The organism is Pedobacter sp. CAN_A7 (genome assembly GCF_015752175.1).
Lineage (GTDB): Bacteria > Bacteroidota > Bacteroidia > Sphingobacteriales > Sphingobacteriaceae > Pedobacter.
Genome location: NZ_JADOUW010000001.1, coordinates 613649 through 630262, shown reverse-complemented (window position 1 = coordinate 630262; position 16614 = coordinate 613649). Strand labels below are relative to the sequence as shown.

The window sequence follows — 16614 nt, the reverse complement described above, 5'->3', positions numbered from 1 at the left end:
AATTGCACGCCATCTTCTTGTTTACTTTAATTAAAATTTATGTTAGATCAAATTATTCTTTATTCCATTCGGAATAAAATAGTTATCGGCGTGGGCGTATTAATCCTTATCATATGGGGCATATATTCAGCCGTTAAATTGCCTATTGATGCAGTTCCGGATATTACTAATAATCAGGTGCAGATCATTACGCAATCGCCTAATCTTGGGGCTCAGGAGGTTGAGCAAATGATTACAAACCCAATAGAACAATCCTTAAGCAATATTGCAAATGTGGAGGAACAACGCTCAATTTCCAGGTCAGGAATATCTGTCATTACAGTTGTCTTTTCAGACGACACAGATATTTACTGGGCAAGGCAACAGGTTTCTGAACGACTTAAAGAAGTAGCGTCGCAAATTCCAGAAGGGTTGGGAGAAACTGCTTTGGGGCCTATAAGTACAGGTCTTGGAGAGATATATCATTATGTAGTTCACACTAAACCGGGATATGAAGACAAATTTACGGCGACTGACTTACGTACCATTCAGGATTGGATTATTCGCAGGCAATTGGCCAGTACTAAAGGTCTTGCTGAAGTAAGTGCCTGGGGCGGTTATGTTAAGCAGTACGAGGTTGCTGTAGATAACGATAAATTAAATGCATTTAAATTGTCCGTTACTGATATTTTTAATGCGCTCAAAAAAAATAACGCAAACACTGGCGGTTCTTATATAGAGCAGCAGAACAGCGCTTATTTTATCAGGGGATTAGGACAGGTGAAATCCCTTACCGATATAGAAAAGATTGTTATTACGAACACCAACGGTATTCCAGTATTAATACGCGATGTAGCGAAGGTCCAGTTTGGGAGTGCAACCCGATATGGGGCAGTAACAAGAAACGGTGAGGGTGAAGTAGTGGCTGGAATTGCGCTTATGCTGAAAGGGGAAAACTTTAACGAAGTGATAAAAAACGTTAAAGAGCGTATGACACAGATCCAAAAGTCATTACCTGAAGGGGTAGTTATCGAACCATTTATTGATCGTACAGAACTTGTTGGTAGGGCAATGAGCACGGTAAAGACCAACTTAATTGAAGGCGGACTAATTGTGGTATTCATCCTTGTTTTACTCTTAGGGAACCTACGGGCGGGGCTTGTTGTAGCGTCAGTAATTCCATTGGCTATGTTATTTGCCCTGGCCATGATGCGCCTATTTGGCGTGTCTGGAAATCTAATGAGCCTTGGGGCAATTGATTTTGGGTTAATTGTAGATGGAGCAGTAATTATTGTAGAAAGTATTGTGCACCGAATAACGACTGGTAATGCGCATTTAAAGGGTATTCAGAAGCTCAGCCAGCAGCAAATGGACGAAGAAGTATATACAGCCTCCGCGAAAATCAGAAACAGTGCTGCATTTGGAGAAATTATTATTCTGATTGTCTATCTCCCTTTATTTACACTGGTGGGCATAGAAGGGAAAACTTTTATTCCTATGGCACAAACCGTAACGTTTGCTATACTGGGCGCTTTTATACTCTCCCTTACTTATGTACCAATGGCCAGTGCTTTATTCTTAAGTAAGAAAACCCAACATAAACGCAATTTTTCAGACCGAATTATGGATTTCTTCCACAGGATTTATCAACCTGTACTGGAAGTAACATTGAAGATGAAGCGAACTGTAATTTTAATTGCCGTTGGGATTTTAGCGATTAGTATTTGGGTTTTTAGCACAATGGGGGGAGAATTTATCCCAACGCTGGAAGAAGGTGACTTAACTGTTGAAATTAGTATGATGCAGGGTACTTCCCTGAGTCAAACTATTGAAACGTTTAGTAAGGCAGAGAAAATTTTAAAAGCAAAGTTTCCCGAGATAAAACAGGCGGTGACAAGAATTGGTAGTGCAGAAATTCCTACAGACCCTATGCCAATTGAACGTGGAGATATGATGTTATCCATGAAACCCAAGGAGGAATGGACAAATGGAAAAAACCGGGCAGAGATATCTGAAAAAATTGAAGAAGCCTTATCCATCATTCCGGGAATTAATGTCGAGGTAACCCAACCCATGCAAATGCGTTTTAATGAGTTAATGACTGGAATAAGGCAGGACGTGGCGGTTAAAATCTTTGGTGATGATATTGAGATCCTTTCTGAAAAAGCTGAAGGAATTGCCGGGTTAATTAAAGGTGTAGAAGGTGTAAGTGAGCCAATAGTGGAAAAAGTAAGCGGCTTACCACAAATTCTTGTTACCTATAATAGGGATATGATTGCTCAGTACGGTCTTTCCATTGAAGATATCAATTTGGTACTACAAACTGCGTTTGCAGGCAATGTTGCAGGCGTTGTATTTGAAGGAGATCAACGGTTTGATTTGGTTGTAAGATTACAACGTGATCTCCGCACGGACATTAAAAACATTGAGAACTTATTTATTTCTATCCCTTCAGGTAATCAGGTTCCATTAAGCCAGGTTGCAACTATTGAGATCAAAGATGCGCCTGCGCAAATATCTCATGAAGATGGCCGAAGAAGAATATACGTTGGATTCAACGTGAGGGGAAGGGATGTAGAAAGTGTAGTGGAAGATATAACGTTAAAACTTCAAAGCCAATTAAAACTACCATCTGGATACTATACTACTTATGGAGGTCAATTTGAAAACCTAAATCAGGCAAAGGATAGGCTTGCTATTGCTGTTCCTGCGGCCTTACTGCTCATTCTGGCACTACTTTATTTTACTTTCCGCTCCTTTAAGGAAACATTATTAATATTTACCGCTATTCCCTTATCTGCCATCGGTGGTATTCTTGCTTTAAGCCTTAGAGGAATGCCCTTTAGTATCTCGGCAGGGGTTGGGTTCATTGCGTTATTTGGCGTTGCCGTATTAAATGGAATTGTTTTAATTGGCTATTTTAACCAACTCAAAGAGGAAGGAATAAGTGACATTTATGAAAGAGTGAGGAAAGGTACATATGTAAGGCTCCGGCCTGTAATCATGACGGCAACCGTTGCCTCCCTTGGTTTTCTACCTATGGCGCTTTCAAATTCCGCAGGTGCAGAAGTTCAAAAGCCCCTTGCAACTGTAGTTATAGGCGGATTGATCACGGCAACCCTTCTTACTTTAGTGATACTTCCCGCCTTATATGTATTGATTTTTGAAAGAAAAGAAAGCAAATTAAACATGAATATTAAGCCGGGTACATTATCCATTTTTCTCTTAGTTTGTTTGTTTAGCCTTACCACAAACAGCTCCTTTGGCCAAACCCCAAAAACGCTTAAACAAATCATTGAAATGGGCCTCAAAAACAATGCGGGTTTAAAAGGGACAAACCTTGCTATTGATCAAGCACAAGCATTACAGAAAACGGCCTTTGATGTTGATAAAACTCAATTTAACCTCTCTCAGGACCCAACAGCAGGAGGAAGTAATGATAATAGTATCGGTGTGAGTCAAATTTTTTCTTTTCCTTCCGTATATTCTGCTCATTCACAAGTGCTTTCTCAGCAAGGCAAACTTGCAGAACGTACCGCTGATATTTCAAAACTTACCTTGATCAGAGATATCAGTCTTGCCTATTATGAACTTGTTTATAGTCAAAAAAAGATTCTTTTATTAAAATCTCTGGATAGCATTTATAGCAATTTTGACAATCAGGCAGAACTCAGGTACAAGGCAGGAGAAACATCTTATCTGGAAAAACTTGCTGCGCAGACTCGATATAAAGAAATCAGGATGCAGCAGAAACAGGCTATATCAGCACTTTTAATTAGTCGGGCCGAAATACAAAAGCTCACCGGGACTACAGAAGAAATAGTGGCCAGTGAGGAACTGAAAACAACAGCGAACGCCTTGCCATTGATGGATTCATTAACGAATAATCCATTCTTATTACAGCAACAGCAGCAAATTGATATCACACGTGATCGTGTTTTGCTAGAACAAAGAAAGCGTTTACCAGACATAACGCTTGGCTATTCGCATCAACTATTAATAAAGGGATTCAATCCTGCTAACATCAGCCGGGATTATTTTCCGGGAACACGTATAGCAGGCTTACAATTAGGGATTGGAATTCCATTGATTGGTGGCGCACAAAAGGCTCGCCTAAAAGCTGCCCATATTGAAGAACAAATTGCAGAGGCTAACCTTGTCAATCTCCAGAATTCACTGTTTAGCGATTATATCAAACAGGCCAATGAAGTATCGATGCAATATGAAGCCATACAATTTTATCAAAGCTCCGCTTTAAATGAGGCTTCTGAAATGCTACGCATTTCTCAATTTGCCTACGAAAAAGGAGAAATTGGATATGTAGAGCATTTGCAAAATTTAACGCATGCTATAAACATTCGTATGGGTTACTTAGCGTCTTTACGTCTGTATAATCAGGCACTCGTTCAACACAATTATTTAATAGGAAATTTATAATGAAAAGAATAATCAAATATAATAGTCGCATTCACTTACTTTTTTTAATACCCTTAATGTTATTCGCTTCCTGCACTAATAATAGTGCCCCTATGGAACAGGAGGATGAACATGAGGAAACTGCGCCGGAGATGGCGCTTTCCAAAGCACAGATGGAGGCGGTGGGAATTACGCTTGGGAAGATTGAATTGAAAAATTTAAAAAATGTAGTTAAAGCAAACGGTCAGTTGGAAGTTCCACCGCAAAACAAGGCTGAAGTGCATCCAATAATAGGTGGCGTAATTAGTAAAATCTTTGTTTTGGAGGGCAATTACGTTCGCAAAGGGCAAACCCTTGTTACTATAGAAAATCCTGATTTTTTAAAGGTGCAGCAAGACTATCTTGCTTCAAAAAGTGACCTTTCTTTTGCAACAAAGGAATATGAAAGGCAAAAGGAATTAATGGCTGCCAAAGCGGGAACAGGTAAGGTATTTCAACAGGCAGAAGCTAATTACTTTACTGAACAATCCAGATTTAAAGCTTTACAAAGTCAGCTTAGACAAATAGGAATAAGTGTAGCGTCATTAAACAAGGGTACCATGGTTACAAGAGTTGCCGTATCCGCTCCAATTAGCGGTGTAGTAGGCCATATTCAGGCAACCACGGGTGGTTATGCAGAAACATCGAGTCCTTTAATGACCATCACAGACAATAGCCAGATTCACTGTGACTTGCTTGTTTATGAAAAAGACCTTTTTAAAGTTAAAAAGGGACAAAAAGTTGATTTTATTTTAACGAATCAAAATAATCAGCAAATATCGGGCACCATATATGGCATCAATAAGACCTTTGAAAATGAAAGTAAAGCGGTAATTACTCATGCAAAAATTGACAATAGTTCAAATAAAAATCTGATTCCAGGTATGTATGTCTCTGCGCTTATTAACGTTGGAAACCAAACCACTCATGCAGTACCTATTGAGGCAGTGGTAAATGGGCAAGGTAAAAGCTATATTTTTATGGTTGATGATACCCCAGAAAAACCGGGACATCACAAAGAAAATGAAAATAAAGATGAGGCTGGCGTACATTACCGTTTTAAAAAAGTTGAAGTCGTAACAGGGGTCTCTGATTTAGGTTACATAGAAATTACACCTTTAGCGGAATTAGGCAAAGATGCTGTGATTGTGAATAAAGGTGCGTTTTATATTCAATCCATGACCGCCGAGGGTGGTGGGGATCATCATTGATATGACGTTAATACATAAACATAGCGACAGACATAGAAAAAAGCAAGCATCTCTCTTAAGCAGATGCTTGCTTTTAGTTTATTACTCTTGCTTATGTATCTTCAGATCACGAAAAAAACCTTCTGTACCGACGTCAACGAATAAGCCAATAGCTCCTGAAGCATCTGGCCCTAACTTTAAATCATTGACAATTAAAGAGGGCTGTTTGTTATCATTTAAGTAAAGCTTTGCTGTTTTTCCTTCCACGACTATTTTCATTCGGATCCATTCGTTTAAATTCATATCAGCGTAGGATTCATATGCTTCTGGGGCTTCCTTTCTAAGTCTGTCAAACTTGTAATTAGGGTAGGCGTAATATTGAATGGAATGGTTGCGTCTCACCTGATCTTCTGCTCTTGCATTTGTTGGTCGCAAATAAATACTTTCAAATTTTGAGTTATCGTCATTAATGCGAAACGCAATACCAATAAAACCACGTGAAAATTCTGGAGCGTTCTTTAATAACCGACTTAAAACTTTAATTTCAATGGTACCGTTTTTAAAGTCGCTTTCCTTTATTCTCACGAACGTAGGTTCGTCGAATGCTTTAACAGTAGAATCCTTAATGACTTTTACTACATTTTTGCCATTAAGTTTTTCTACAGACATTGATACCTGAACAGGTAGGAGGGCATCTTTTTTCAAATCTAAGAACTGCGCATAAAGGTTTCCAGATGAAAGAAACAGGCAGATCGTAATTAGTGATTTTATATGATTCATTTTAAAATACTATTTAATGAGCTGAATTAATTTAATTATTTTTCATTAGCCATTGTCTTTCGAACTCTACTCAATGACTCCGCCGTTATTCCTAAATATGAAGCAATAAGTCGAAGCGAAATTCTTTTTGCAATATATGGGTGCTGCAAAATGAGTTCCTTGTATCGCTCCTTCGCTGATGTGCTAGCCCTTGAATTTACACGCTTTTGAAGTGCCACATAAGCCCCTTGATACAGCTGCCGAAAGAACTTCTCCAGGGATGGAATGCGTTCCAGTAGTGCGTTAAGTTCATCATGAGGCAACAATACTACTTCACATTCTTCGATAGCTTCAATAACCATTTCTCCAGGTGTCTGGGTGATAAAACTGGCAAGGTCAGAAACCCAGTGACCTTCAAAGGCGAATTGCATCACATGTTCATTGCCCTCCTTGTCGATGGTGTATGATCGTAAGGAGCCATTTAGCACAAAAATCAGATACCGGCTTACATCTCCTTGATTAAGTAGGATGCGCTTCTTTTTTACATGTCTTTTTACAAGAGCGGTTTCTATGAGATTATAATCTATTTCCGAAATACTCGTATATCGGTTGAAATTTTGAAATAGTAGTGGGTAATCCATTAATGTAAATTTAACAAATATATCCTGTTAACATACGTTAGAAATCGCCTAACCATTTTTTAAAGTCTTCCAGTTCCTGATTGATTATGGTATGTGCCATCTCGTATTCATGGTATTCTAATTTAGGCAAAAGTGGACTTAAGTATGCTTTTGCTTCTCTGCTATATTCAATAACCAATGTCTGATCAAGGGTGCCGTGCGCCATAAATAACTTTAAATGCTCAAGTTCTTTTGATGATTTTATTAAATGTCTGATCTCTGTAAGTAAGCGGCTGCTAAAAGCAAATATTCCGGCAAATTTTTGTGGATAGGTAAGGCCAACACTGTAGGCCATAATCCCTCCCTGACTAAATCCCCCAAGATACACCCGATCTTTATTCACCATATATCTTTCACATAATTGGTTAATAAAAAGATTTATAGTCTGTCTGCTTTTTTCGGCTTGTTCTTCATTTATACGCCGTACTCCAGTAGAGAAATCTACTGTAAACCAGGCATAACGACCGGTTGCAATGACAAAAGGTGCACGGGCTGAAACAACAATTACATTGCCATTAAACTGGTCAGCCAGTTGAAACATATCCTCTTCATTGCTACCAACACCATGCATTAATAATATTAAAGCTGGTTTTTCGGCCTGTTCTACAGGTAGTTTGACCTTGTACTGTAATACCAGTTGTTCGCCCTTTGTGGCCTCGTATTGATTAGTGTTTTCCATATTATATATTTATCCTATTCTAAAACATCTCATACTCATTGATCCGAATTGATATCCCTCAAAAAGATGACTTATATGTTCATTTTTCTCTAACATTCCAATACTATAGATCATTGGCAAATAATGCTCATTCGTAGGAATGGCAAGCTTAGCTATTTCCCCAAATTGGGCATAATTGGTTAAGGCCTTAAAATTTTGATGATCCAAATGCGATTTCACGATACCATCGAATGCTAAGGTCCAATCATATGGTGTTGCATTAATGTTTTGCCAGTTTATCTGCTGCAGATTGTGAACAATATTGCCACTGCAGACAATTAATACGCCTTTACTCCTAAGGTATTTCAGTTGTTTCGCAAGATCATAATGATAGGCAGCACTGCGTCCATAATCAAGGCTCATTTCCAAAACCGGAACATCGGCCTCTGGCCTAAGAAATCTGAGTATAGTCCAGGCTCCATGATCAAAACCCATGTGCTCATCACCCAGTATACTTTTTGATTGTATATGATCAATTATTTCACGGGCCAATTTCGGGGCACCAGGCGGATGATAATCCAGCTGGTAAAGTCTATCATCGAATCTACCAAAGTCGTAGATGATGCGGGGATTTAAATTGGTAGAAATGTAGGTTCCTACGGTTTCCCAATGTGCCGAAATTACTAATATAGCATCTGGCTTGTCAATCTCCTTTCCTATACGGGAGAGCGTCATGGTAAAATCATTGTCCAGCACTGCATTAATTGGATGACCATGTCCAATGAAGAGCACGGGCATGCGCCGTGCTCTTGTCTTGAAAATATTTGCGAGGTTATAAAGGTTACCTAAAACCATATCAATTATGGTTATTTACCAATTCCCATTTGGTTCATGAAGGTCTGATTATCCCAGAATAAGTGTTCTTCAATCATCACTCCATCTTTCCATATCCCGATAGTTGCCATTGACAACTTAAATGCTTTACCAGTTGGCTGAATAAATTTTCCATTTCCAATTGGCATCGGCTTGGTAAAGGTTCCTTCCATAACACCTGTTACGGCGGTCATGTTTCCAGATCCAAATTTGATTAAATGTTGTTTGATCCTTGTATCAGGTGCATAAACGAACATTGCCTTCATATCTTCAATGTGTGTGGCTAGCCCGGTGGTGATGTGACCATCAGGCCAAATAACTTTAATGTCCTTACCATGACTTTCATGAAACCTAGCCCACTGTTTGCCACTAAAAATAGTATAATCCAGGGTGTCGAAAGTTTCTAAGTGCTGCGCTACCAGCAGATTTTTCTCGGTTAGTGTTGCAATTACTTTTTTTAGTGAATCTACTTCTGATTGTGCTTTTAAGTTGAAACTGGCAGCAAAGATTAGTAAAGTAAAAATTACTGAAGTACGGATCAGGCCTTGTGTTAATTTCATTTTTGTCTTATTATGAATATGTCTATATTGACATTGCAAAAATGCGCAACAGTACTTATTTAAAGCTTGACTTAGGATAGTAAAACGTCTTAATATAGGTTAAGTTTAAGTGACAATATTCGTTGGATTAATAGTATCTACCCGTTATCTGTCCGGCGGTGTAAACATTTTTTTGTTCCAATGTAAATAGGTTTTGCTTATCGAGGGAACTGCTAAGACTAAAAGGCCTGTAATACCGAGTAAAATAGCCAATAGTAAAAAGATGGCCCTGTTGGTTATGAGCTGGCTTTGTTGTGATAAATTTTGACTGATGGTAGTCATTGCTAATGCCGAGGCCTGTTCAGTACTAAACCCTTTAGATTCAAAATGTTGCCGATAAGTAGCGATGCGGGTAACTGTTTGTTGCGTTTCACTTGTCAGGTGTTTTAAAAAACCTTCTTTGAAAAATTGATTAAAATATAGTTGAAGGTTATAAAATCCGGGAACAGAAATTAAGGCCGCTGTAAAACGTGCATAAGCCGCTACTACAAGTCCTGTTATACCGGTGTTAGCTGGTGCAGAGGAGAGCACAAAAATAACAATTGGCATAAATAGTAATCCGGATGATGCACCCTGCAGGAAGACGGGGAAAATTAGGTCTGTAAAAGCCAGATCAGGAGTCAGCAGAAAGTATACCCAAAGATGGTAGAAAACCATCATCGTGAAGCCAGTAAACAACATTAGCCTGATTGAACTTCTGTTTCGTACCATTAGCTGAGTAGAAATAGTCATGAATACTATAATTCCAACGACATTAAAACACCCTAAAGTCATCACTTGTAGCGTACTCCATTTTAGAGTGTTGCCAGCATAGTTGTAAATGAGGTTGATACTGTCTTTACTACCATAATAAATAGCAAGTAAACAAAGTCCGATAATGACGTTGCCTGACCTGAAAATGGAGAGGTGGATCAAAGGCCTTTTTATGATTTGTTGCCGGTACAGAAACAGACACAACCCCATACATGCCATAAAACCCGCCATTTGTATCCTTTCATCTGAAAACCAATAGTACTTTGAACCGTAGATCATCAAATAGGCAAAGGCCGATGCTGAAAAACTAAATATTACAAAACCGGGCCAGTCAATCTGATGCAGTGGGTATTTTTTTATTGCATTTACGGGTTTAAATATCAGCAGCGTAATCAGAAGGGCCATCAATTGGAAAAGAATTGAATAATAATAGGTAAACTTCCAATCCCAGGTCGTTACCACAAATGCGGCTACCAGCCCGACAATAACGGTGTTACTCAAAATCGTTCCGTAAAACACAGCTGACCCCACAGCAAGTGACTTTTCAGTTGAAATATGTGAAAAAATAATAATCAGTAAACATGCAGCTGTATTAGCAACCAGGATGCCCTGCAAAAATCGCAGGATAAAAAACAGATAGAGGTTATCACAATGTAAACACAATAGATTCAGGCAGATGGAGAGGGTGATGTTGACCAACAAATAACTCCGGGTTTTAAAATACCTTTGAAAACGAAACTGAACCGGCAAAATGGAAATGATGCCCGCGTTAGTGAGCAAGAGGGCATAGGTAACATCTTCTGGTTGGGCGCCAAGATAAGCCACCATGTAGTTCTGCGTAAGGGCAAACATGCCAAACTGGGTAAGCGCAGATAGCAAAATCAGAAAAAGTGCGATCCTGATGCCCCAATCCCATCCTGAAATCCATGAATTAAAATAATCAGGTCTTTTCATCACTTACCTTTTCTTTACGGCAACGGTGACATTCATACCGGCGACTGCCATTTCAGTTCCGGCATCCGCAAATTCAACTTTAACGGGAATTCGTTGAATTGTTTTTACGAAATTGCCTGTAGAATTATCAGATGGCAGAAGCGAAAATTTCGCACCTGTTGATCCTGCAATAGCTACAATCCGCCCATTGAACACCTTATCATCTATCGCGTCTATTCTAATTTCCACAGGTTGGCCGATGTACATGCCATTGACCTGCGTTTCTTTAAAGTTGGCTGTAATCCACTTTTCGGAATCGTTTATAATACTAACCAGGGGCTGACCAGGCTGAATCTGCTGGCCCTCCATGATATTCTTCCTGCCCAACCGTCCAGAATATGGCGCCAGGATAACAGTATAGGACAAATTTAGCCGGGCTAATTGCAGTGCAGCTTCCTTCTTTTTGATGTCTGCCTTTATTAAGGCGAAATGTGTCTTCAGTTCTTCAATCTTTGCCAAATTTGTTTTTAAATTATTCTTAGTGGCACTTAAATCACTTTCAGCTACATCATACCGGGCTTTTACCTGCTCAAAGTCTGCTCCAGTCACGGCCTCTTCTTTAACTAAATTGCGATAACGCTTGATATCTTGCTGCTGTTGCAGGTATTTAGCGGCGGACCCTTTGATCTGATCTTTGTTAACCTGAGTGCTAAGCTGTGCGGAGTGAATACTGGCGGCAAGAACAGTTTGTTGTGCAATTGCATCTTCAACAGTGGCCTGAGCAGATTCCAGCTGGGCACGATATTCCTGATCATCCAAAATTACCAGGGTGTCTCCTTTGTTTACCAATTGATGCTCATTAAAGTAAACCCGCTGAATGTATCCGCCGGCTCTGGCAGATACAGGATTGATGTGTGCATCTACCTGCGCATCATTAGTTTCTTCAAAACGACTGCTGTATTGCCAGTAGTGAATAAAATATGCGGCACCAACCAGAATCAGAACCACTGCGATAATGGTAATAACTATATTTCCTGGATGTATTTTATGATGTTCCTTTTTCATATTGTTTAATGGTGATTATAGTTTACCGCTGATATACAATAGTTGATAATAGATAACGAGCGCATCAGTTTGCGCCCGAATCAGGTTGAATTGAGATTCCTGATAGAGGTTGTCTGCATCTAATAAATCCGTTAATAAAGCTAGTTGGTTGAAATATTTTGTACTGACAATTCGGTAATTTACACGTGTTTGCTCAACCGATCTTTTATTTACGGAGATACGGGCTAAAGCTTCCTTATACCTGATGTAATAGGAACTTGCCTCAATGCGCACCTGATCAGAAGCCGCCTGTTGCTGTAGTTCGAGTTTTTTGACCCTAAGCTTGCTTGCGGCCATCTTACTTTTATTATGATAAAGCGACGAGATATTGTAATTGGCTTTTAGGCCCACGAATCCAATGGTGTACGCTTGGTCGACCGGAGGGAAAAACAGATAATTAGGGTAATTTAGTCCGTAGGCCATATAGAAACCTAAAGTGGGTTTGTTGTTGCTTTGGATTGCTTTAACCTGTGCTAGTTGCAAATCAATATGCTGACCGGCTTTTTGAACGGCGTAAGATGACACACCAGCACCCTGGATGAAGTGTAAAAGTGAACTTAGTTCTGGTTTGAGCATCCCGGCAGAATCGGTCGGTTTGATGCGAACTGAATCCGGAATGTTCATCAGTATGTTTAACTTTTGATTGGCGATGACTACATCATTTTCGTTTTGTAGTAACAAGAGTTCAACGTTTGATAACATGACTTCTGCGCGTAGTACATCACTTCGTGTTACCTTTTGATTTTTATAGAGCGATTTTATGTTATTTAAGCGGGTTTGCGCTCTTTTGAGCTGATCTAAGATGAATCTATTCAGGTCATTCAATCGTACAAGGTCCAGGTATTGGGTGGCTGTTTGCATGGCAACATTACCTGTTTGATCCTTTGTATCTAATTCGGCTAAATGAAGGCGTGCATCTTGTTCACTTTGCAAGGAGCGCTGCCGGCCACCACCGTAAATATTAAATAGCGCATCAACGCCTAATGCAGCGGCATTAGGGGTAGGCTTTCTTGGTCCTGTTGTGGAATGCCTAAGCCCATCGGTAAATAACGTTAAATCAGAAAACCGTTGGTAGGAACTGTTGGCATTGATAACGGGTAGTGCTGCTTTATAGGTATCCTTGCGATCTTCAGCCGCGGCACTTTGTTCCAAAGCACTTGCCTGAACCCATTTGTTTTGACTTTTGGACAATTGTATTGCTTCTGCAAGTGAAAGCTGATATTGACCGGTTGAAGTTTCTTGCGCGGTAGCTAAATTTGACGTTAGCAGCAAAGCAATCGGAATGAGTATTAGTAGTGTTAGCAATAGTTTTGCTGAGCTAAGCGAGTATTTCGAAGGGTCCAAACCCCGATTAAGTATCATGCGGCAAAGTTGCTGCAAATTATGGCCCATATTTAGGTTAAAAGGCCTATTCTTTCGTCGAAATAGCGTATTGATGGAGGATTTACACTAAGGGGAAGTGTCTTGTTGATTAAAACTTATTTCGATATTCAATCGGAGACAGTCCCGCATTAGCCTTGAAAAATTTCCCAAAGACTGACTGGTCTGAAAAATTAAACATGTTGCTGATCTGTGAAACGGTAAGTGTTCTGTTTTGTAGAAGCACCTTTGCTTCCAGTGTAATACTTTGATTAATCCACTCCACTGCTGATTTTCCAGTTTGCTTTTTAATTGCTGATGAAAGGTGTTTGGAGGTTACGTAAAGATGACGTGCATAAAACTCCAGCTTGCGCTCATGCATATAGTTTTTTGCTAATAATACGCTGAATTTGCTAAAAAGCGGGTGGGTTTTGAGCGCAGTCTGACTGTTAGACGAATATTGCCGGTAATAGGCGTCGATTTCGTATATTAATGCAAATATGTAACTGCGGACGATATCATCTTGATGGTAATTTGCGACACTCTTTGTGAGATCAATGAGCTCAAATATCCTTTTGAAACGTGCAATATAGTGGTCCTTTAAGGGCAGCACATGTAGATCGCTGTTCTCAAAAAAGTTATGTTTCAGTTGAAAGAACAGACTAGCGTATCTCTCCAGTAAAAATGTATCCTTGAAAAACAGGATGTCCATCTTCATGAGGTCACTGCGTTTACGGAAGCTTCGGATTACAGATGGCCCAAGGGCAATAATTGAAGGCGCATCTACGGCATAGCCAATTAACCCCGCCCGCAGGTGGATACCTCCCTCTTTTAGAAAGGCTATAGCGTAACTCTCTGCCCGGTAAGGCTCTTCCAGGTAAGGATGATCTACGGCCTGCACAAAAAGATAATCCCGACTGTTATCAGATAGCGAAAACAGACGGCTATGTCTAGACAGGGAAAAGGTCTTTATGTCTTCCATCAGCGTAAAAGTAGATAAAAAACGGCCTGTCAGTATCTAAAATCTGACAGGCCTTGTTATTAATATTAGACAAGCACACTCATTCAACGGACAAGTCTTATTCCGGTAAATTGCCATTGATGCTGGGGCTGAAAAAAGTTTCGGTAAGTACTTCTGCTATGATGCGCTGATGTGGCAACAGAAGCTCCTCTAAGTACCATTTGGTTCACCATGAACTTCCCGTTATACTCACCAATCGCGCCCGGGGCTTTTGAAAAATTGGGATAGGGTAAATATGCACTACCTGTCCATTCCCACCTTGATCCCCAACTAAGTTCGTTTGAGGCAATCTCCCACTCAGCCTCAGTAGGCAGGCGCATTCCTTTCCATGAGGCAAAAGCTGCAGCTTCATAAAAATTAATGTGGCAAAGTGCAGCATCCGCCGCTACATTTTCTAATCCCTGAAGCGTATAGTTCATCCATTCGCCATTAACGAAATGCCAGTACAAAGGAGCTTTTGCCTGATTATGCTTAACCCAATCCCAACCTTCGGCGTGCCAGTGCTTAAAGTCCTGATAGCCCCCATCATTGATAAATTCAAGATATTCGGCATTAGTTACAAGATCCCTTGAAATTTCAACCTCCTGAACATAGACTTTATGCCGTCCTAATTCATTATCAAAGCAAAATCCGTTACCCTGAAATCCAATTTCATAAACACCTTCTTTAATTGTTACAAATTCTCCTGTGCGGGTTAAGTCTACATCAACATTTGCATTTGAAGTAGTATAGGCAGGAAACAGGGGGTTATGACCAAGAATGTACTTGATGTCGGTAAGCAGAAGCTCCTGGTGCTGCTGCTCATGGTTTAGCCCTAATGTAATCAGCTCGGTGAGTGAAGAAGAAAGTTCTGCTGAGCCAAGAAGTAGTTCCATGAACTCGTTTACGTATTTTCGGTACTCATAAACATCATCAACAGAAGGGCGACTCAGGTTTCCGCGATCTGTGCGAATAACCCGTGCACCAACAGTTTCATAATAACTGTTAAACACGTAATTATACTGGTTGTTAAATTCCGTGTACCCCTCAAAATATTGTTTGAGAATGAAGGTTTCAAAGAACCAGCTGGTGTGCCCAAGGTGCCATTTAGGGGGACTAACATCCACTATGGGCTGAACTACATAATCCTCTTTTTCCAGTGGTCTGCAGATTTGCTCAGTCCTTTGCCTGATATTTTTATATTTGTCCAATAGGAGGAGGTTGCTCATAGTTTTATTTAAATAGCTGTTACATTTTTAATAGCTGGATCATGTTAAACGCATTCCCATATGGCGTCAATAAACCACGCTCTGCTATCTGTGAAGATTGACCTGGACACAAATCCTGCAGCAGTGGCTATATCATTGATTTCCTGTAGATCATATTTTTGAGAAAGTTCCATATAGATGACTTCACCTTTTTTGAAATGAATAACCTCATTTGATATATGTACCTCTTGATTTTGCTGGCTAACGAGGAAACTTTTACATTCTCCGGAAATGGGGTCATAGGAAGGGTAATGTACAAACTGATCTATATCAAATGATCCATTCAATTCTCGGTTAATTCGAGCTAAAAGATTCAAGTTAAAAGCACGCGTATAACCAGATGAATCATCATAAGCAGAAAGTATCGTGTCAGGATCTTTTTTCAGATCAATGCCGATAAGCATTTTGTCTCCTTTATTGAGGTTTATCCTAACTTTTTTAAGAAAATTAAGTGCGTCCTGACGGTTCATATTTCCAATATTGCCGCCAAGGAATAGAACAACCTTGCTTCTCTTCGCAATCTGGCCGGCCTTTTTTAACATTTCAAGGTATTCTCCATGTAGGCCCCTGACAACTAATCCAGGGATCTTTACTGGAAGTTCTTGCGATAAATGGTGAATCATTGCTTCCGAAATATCTACTGGAAGATAGTTGAAATCAGCGTTCATCTGTTGCAATTCACGTAGTAGGTAGATCGTTTTAGTCGCATCACCTGCTCCAAGTTCGATGAGGTCAAACTCGGCGAAGTCCTCCGTTAAGGCTGTGGCTATTGCGCCTCTATGAGTTTGAAAAATTTCTGCTTCAGCGCGGGTGACATAGTATTCCTCGCAACCCATGATTTTCTGAAACAGCAGGTCTCCGGTTTTGTCGTAGAAATATTTTGCCTCTAGTCTTTTTGGCAAGCTGTTCAAACCTGTTAGGACATCTTCCAAAAAACGTGTATTCAGTTGAATAGGGGATAGCACTTGTAAGTCGGTAAATTTATTGGAAGTTAATAGCATTGA

13 protein-coding genes are annotated in these 16614 nt (G+C 39.9%); 2 read left to right on the top strand and 11 right to left on the bottom strand.

Annotated features, from left to right (window positions below):
* Positions 1 to 39 precede the first annotated feature (39 nt).
* Positions 40 to 4416, top strand: a complete 4377-nt coding sequence (locus IWX76_RS02940) for a CusA/CzcA family heavy metal efflux RND transporter (protein WP_196858376.1) — start codon at positions 40 to 42, stop codon at positions 4414 to 4416.
* A gap of 131 nt (positions 4417 to 4547) precedes the next feature.
* Complete coding sequence (locus tag IWX76_RS02935) at positions 4548 to 5645, top strand: efflux RND transporter periplasmic adaptor subunit (RefSeq protein WP_196858375.1); 1098 nt, start codon at positions 4548 to 4550, stop codon at positions 5643 to 5645.
* Positions 5646 to 5726: 81 nt separating this feature from the next.
* Here the strand turns inward: IWX76_RS02935 and IWX76_RS02930 are convergent, their stop codons facing one another.
* From IWX76_RS02930 to egtD, 11 genes are all read right to left on the bottom strand, one after another.
* The gene (locus tag IWX76_RS02930; RefSeq protein WP_196858374.1) at positions 5727 to 6404 is read right to left on the bottom strand and encodes a family 16 glycoside hydrolase; all 678 of its coding nucleotides are present in this window, start codon (positions 6402 to 6404) and stop codon (positions 5727 to 5729) included.
* A 35-nt stretch (positions 6405 to 6439) separates the two neighbouring features.
* Positions 6440 to 7024, bottom strand: coding sequence for a Crp/Fnr family transcriptional regulator (locus IWX76_RS02925; RefSeq protein WP_196858373.1), 585 nt, complete (start codon positions 7022 to 7024; stop codon positions 6440 to 6442).
* Between the two features lie 37 nt (positions 7025 to 7061).
* Complete coding sequence (locus IWX76_RS02920; RefSeq protein WP_196858372.1) at positions 7062 to 7742, bottom strand: alpha/beta hydrolase; 681 nt, start codon at positions 7740 to 7742, stop codon at positions 7062 to 7064.
* A gap of 9 nt (positions 7743 to 7751) precedes the next feature.
* Complete coding sequence (ygiD, locus tag IWX76_RS02915; protein ID WP_196858371.1) at positions 7752 to 8519, bottom strand: 4,5-DOPA dioxygenase extradiol; 768 nt, start codon at positions 8517 to 8519, stop codon at positions 7752 to 7754.
* Positions 8520 to 8587: 68 nt separating this feature from the next.
* Positions 8588 to 9154, bottom strand: coding sequence for an ester cyclase (locus IWX76_RS02910; protein WP_334641060.1), 567 nt, complete (start codon positions 9152 to 9154; stop codon positions 8588 to 8590).
* A gap of 144 nt (positions 9155 to 9298) precedes the next feature.
* On the bottom strand, positions 9299 to 10900 hold the full coding sequence (locus tag IWX76_RS02905; protein WP_196858370.1) for an MFS transporter: 1602 nt from the start codon (positions 10898 to 10900) through the stop codon (positions 9299 to 9301).
* Between the two features lie 3 nt (positions 10901 to 10903).
* Positions 10904 to 11944: an HlyD family secretion protein gene (locus IWX76_RS02900; protein ID WP_196858368.1), complete on the bottom strand. Its 1041-nt coding sequence runs from the start codon at positions 11942 to 11944 to the stop codon at positions 10904 to 10906.
* A 15-nt stretch (positions 11945 to 11959) separates the two neighbouring features.
* Positions 11960 to 13288 (bottom strand): TolC family protein, encoded by a 1329-nt coding sequence (locus tag IWX76_RS02895; protein WP_196858366.1) that lies wholly within the window; start codon positions 13286 to 13288, stop codon positions 11960 to 11962.
* Positions 13289 to 13454: 166 nt separating this feature from the next.
* Positions 13455 to 14324, bottom strand: coding sequence for a helix-turn-helix domain-containing protein (locus IWX76_RS02890; RefSeq protein ID WP_196858364.1), 870 nt, complete (start codon positions 14322 to 14324; stop codon positions 13455 to 13457).
* Positions 14325 to 14407: 83 nt separating this feature from the next.
* Positions 14408 to 15571: an ergothioneine biosynthesis protein EgtB gene (gene egtB / locus IWX76_RS02885; RefSeq protein WP_196858363.1), complete on the bottom strand. Its 1164-nt coding sequence runs from the start codon at positions 15569 to 15571 to the stop codon at positions 14408 to 14410.
* A 44-nt stretch (positions 15572 to 15615) separates the two neighbouring features.
* Positions 15616 to 16611 carry an L-histidine N(alpha)-methyltransferase gene (gene egtD, locus IWX76_RS02880; protein ID WP_196858361.1) on the bottom strand — a complete coding sequence of 332 codons (996 nt, stop codon included), beginning with the start codon at positions 16609 to 16611 and terminating at the stop codon, positions 15616 to 15618.
* Between the last annotated feature and the right edge of the window lie 3 nt (positions 16612 to 16614).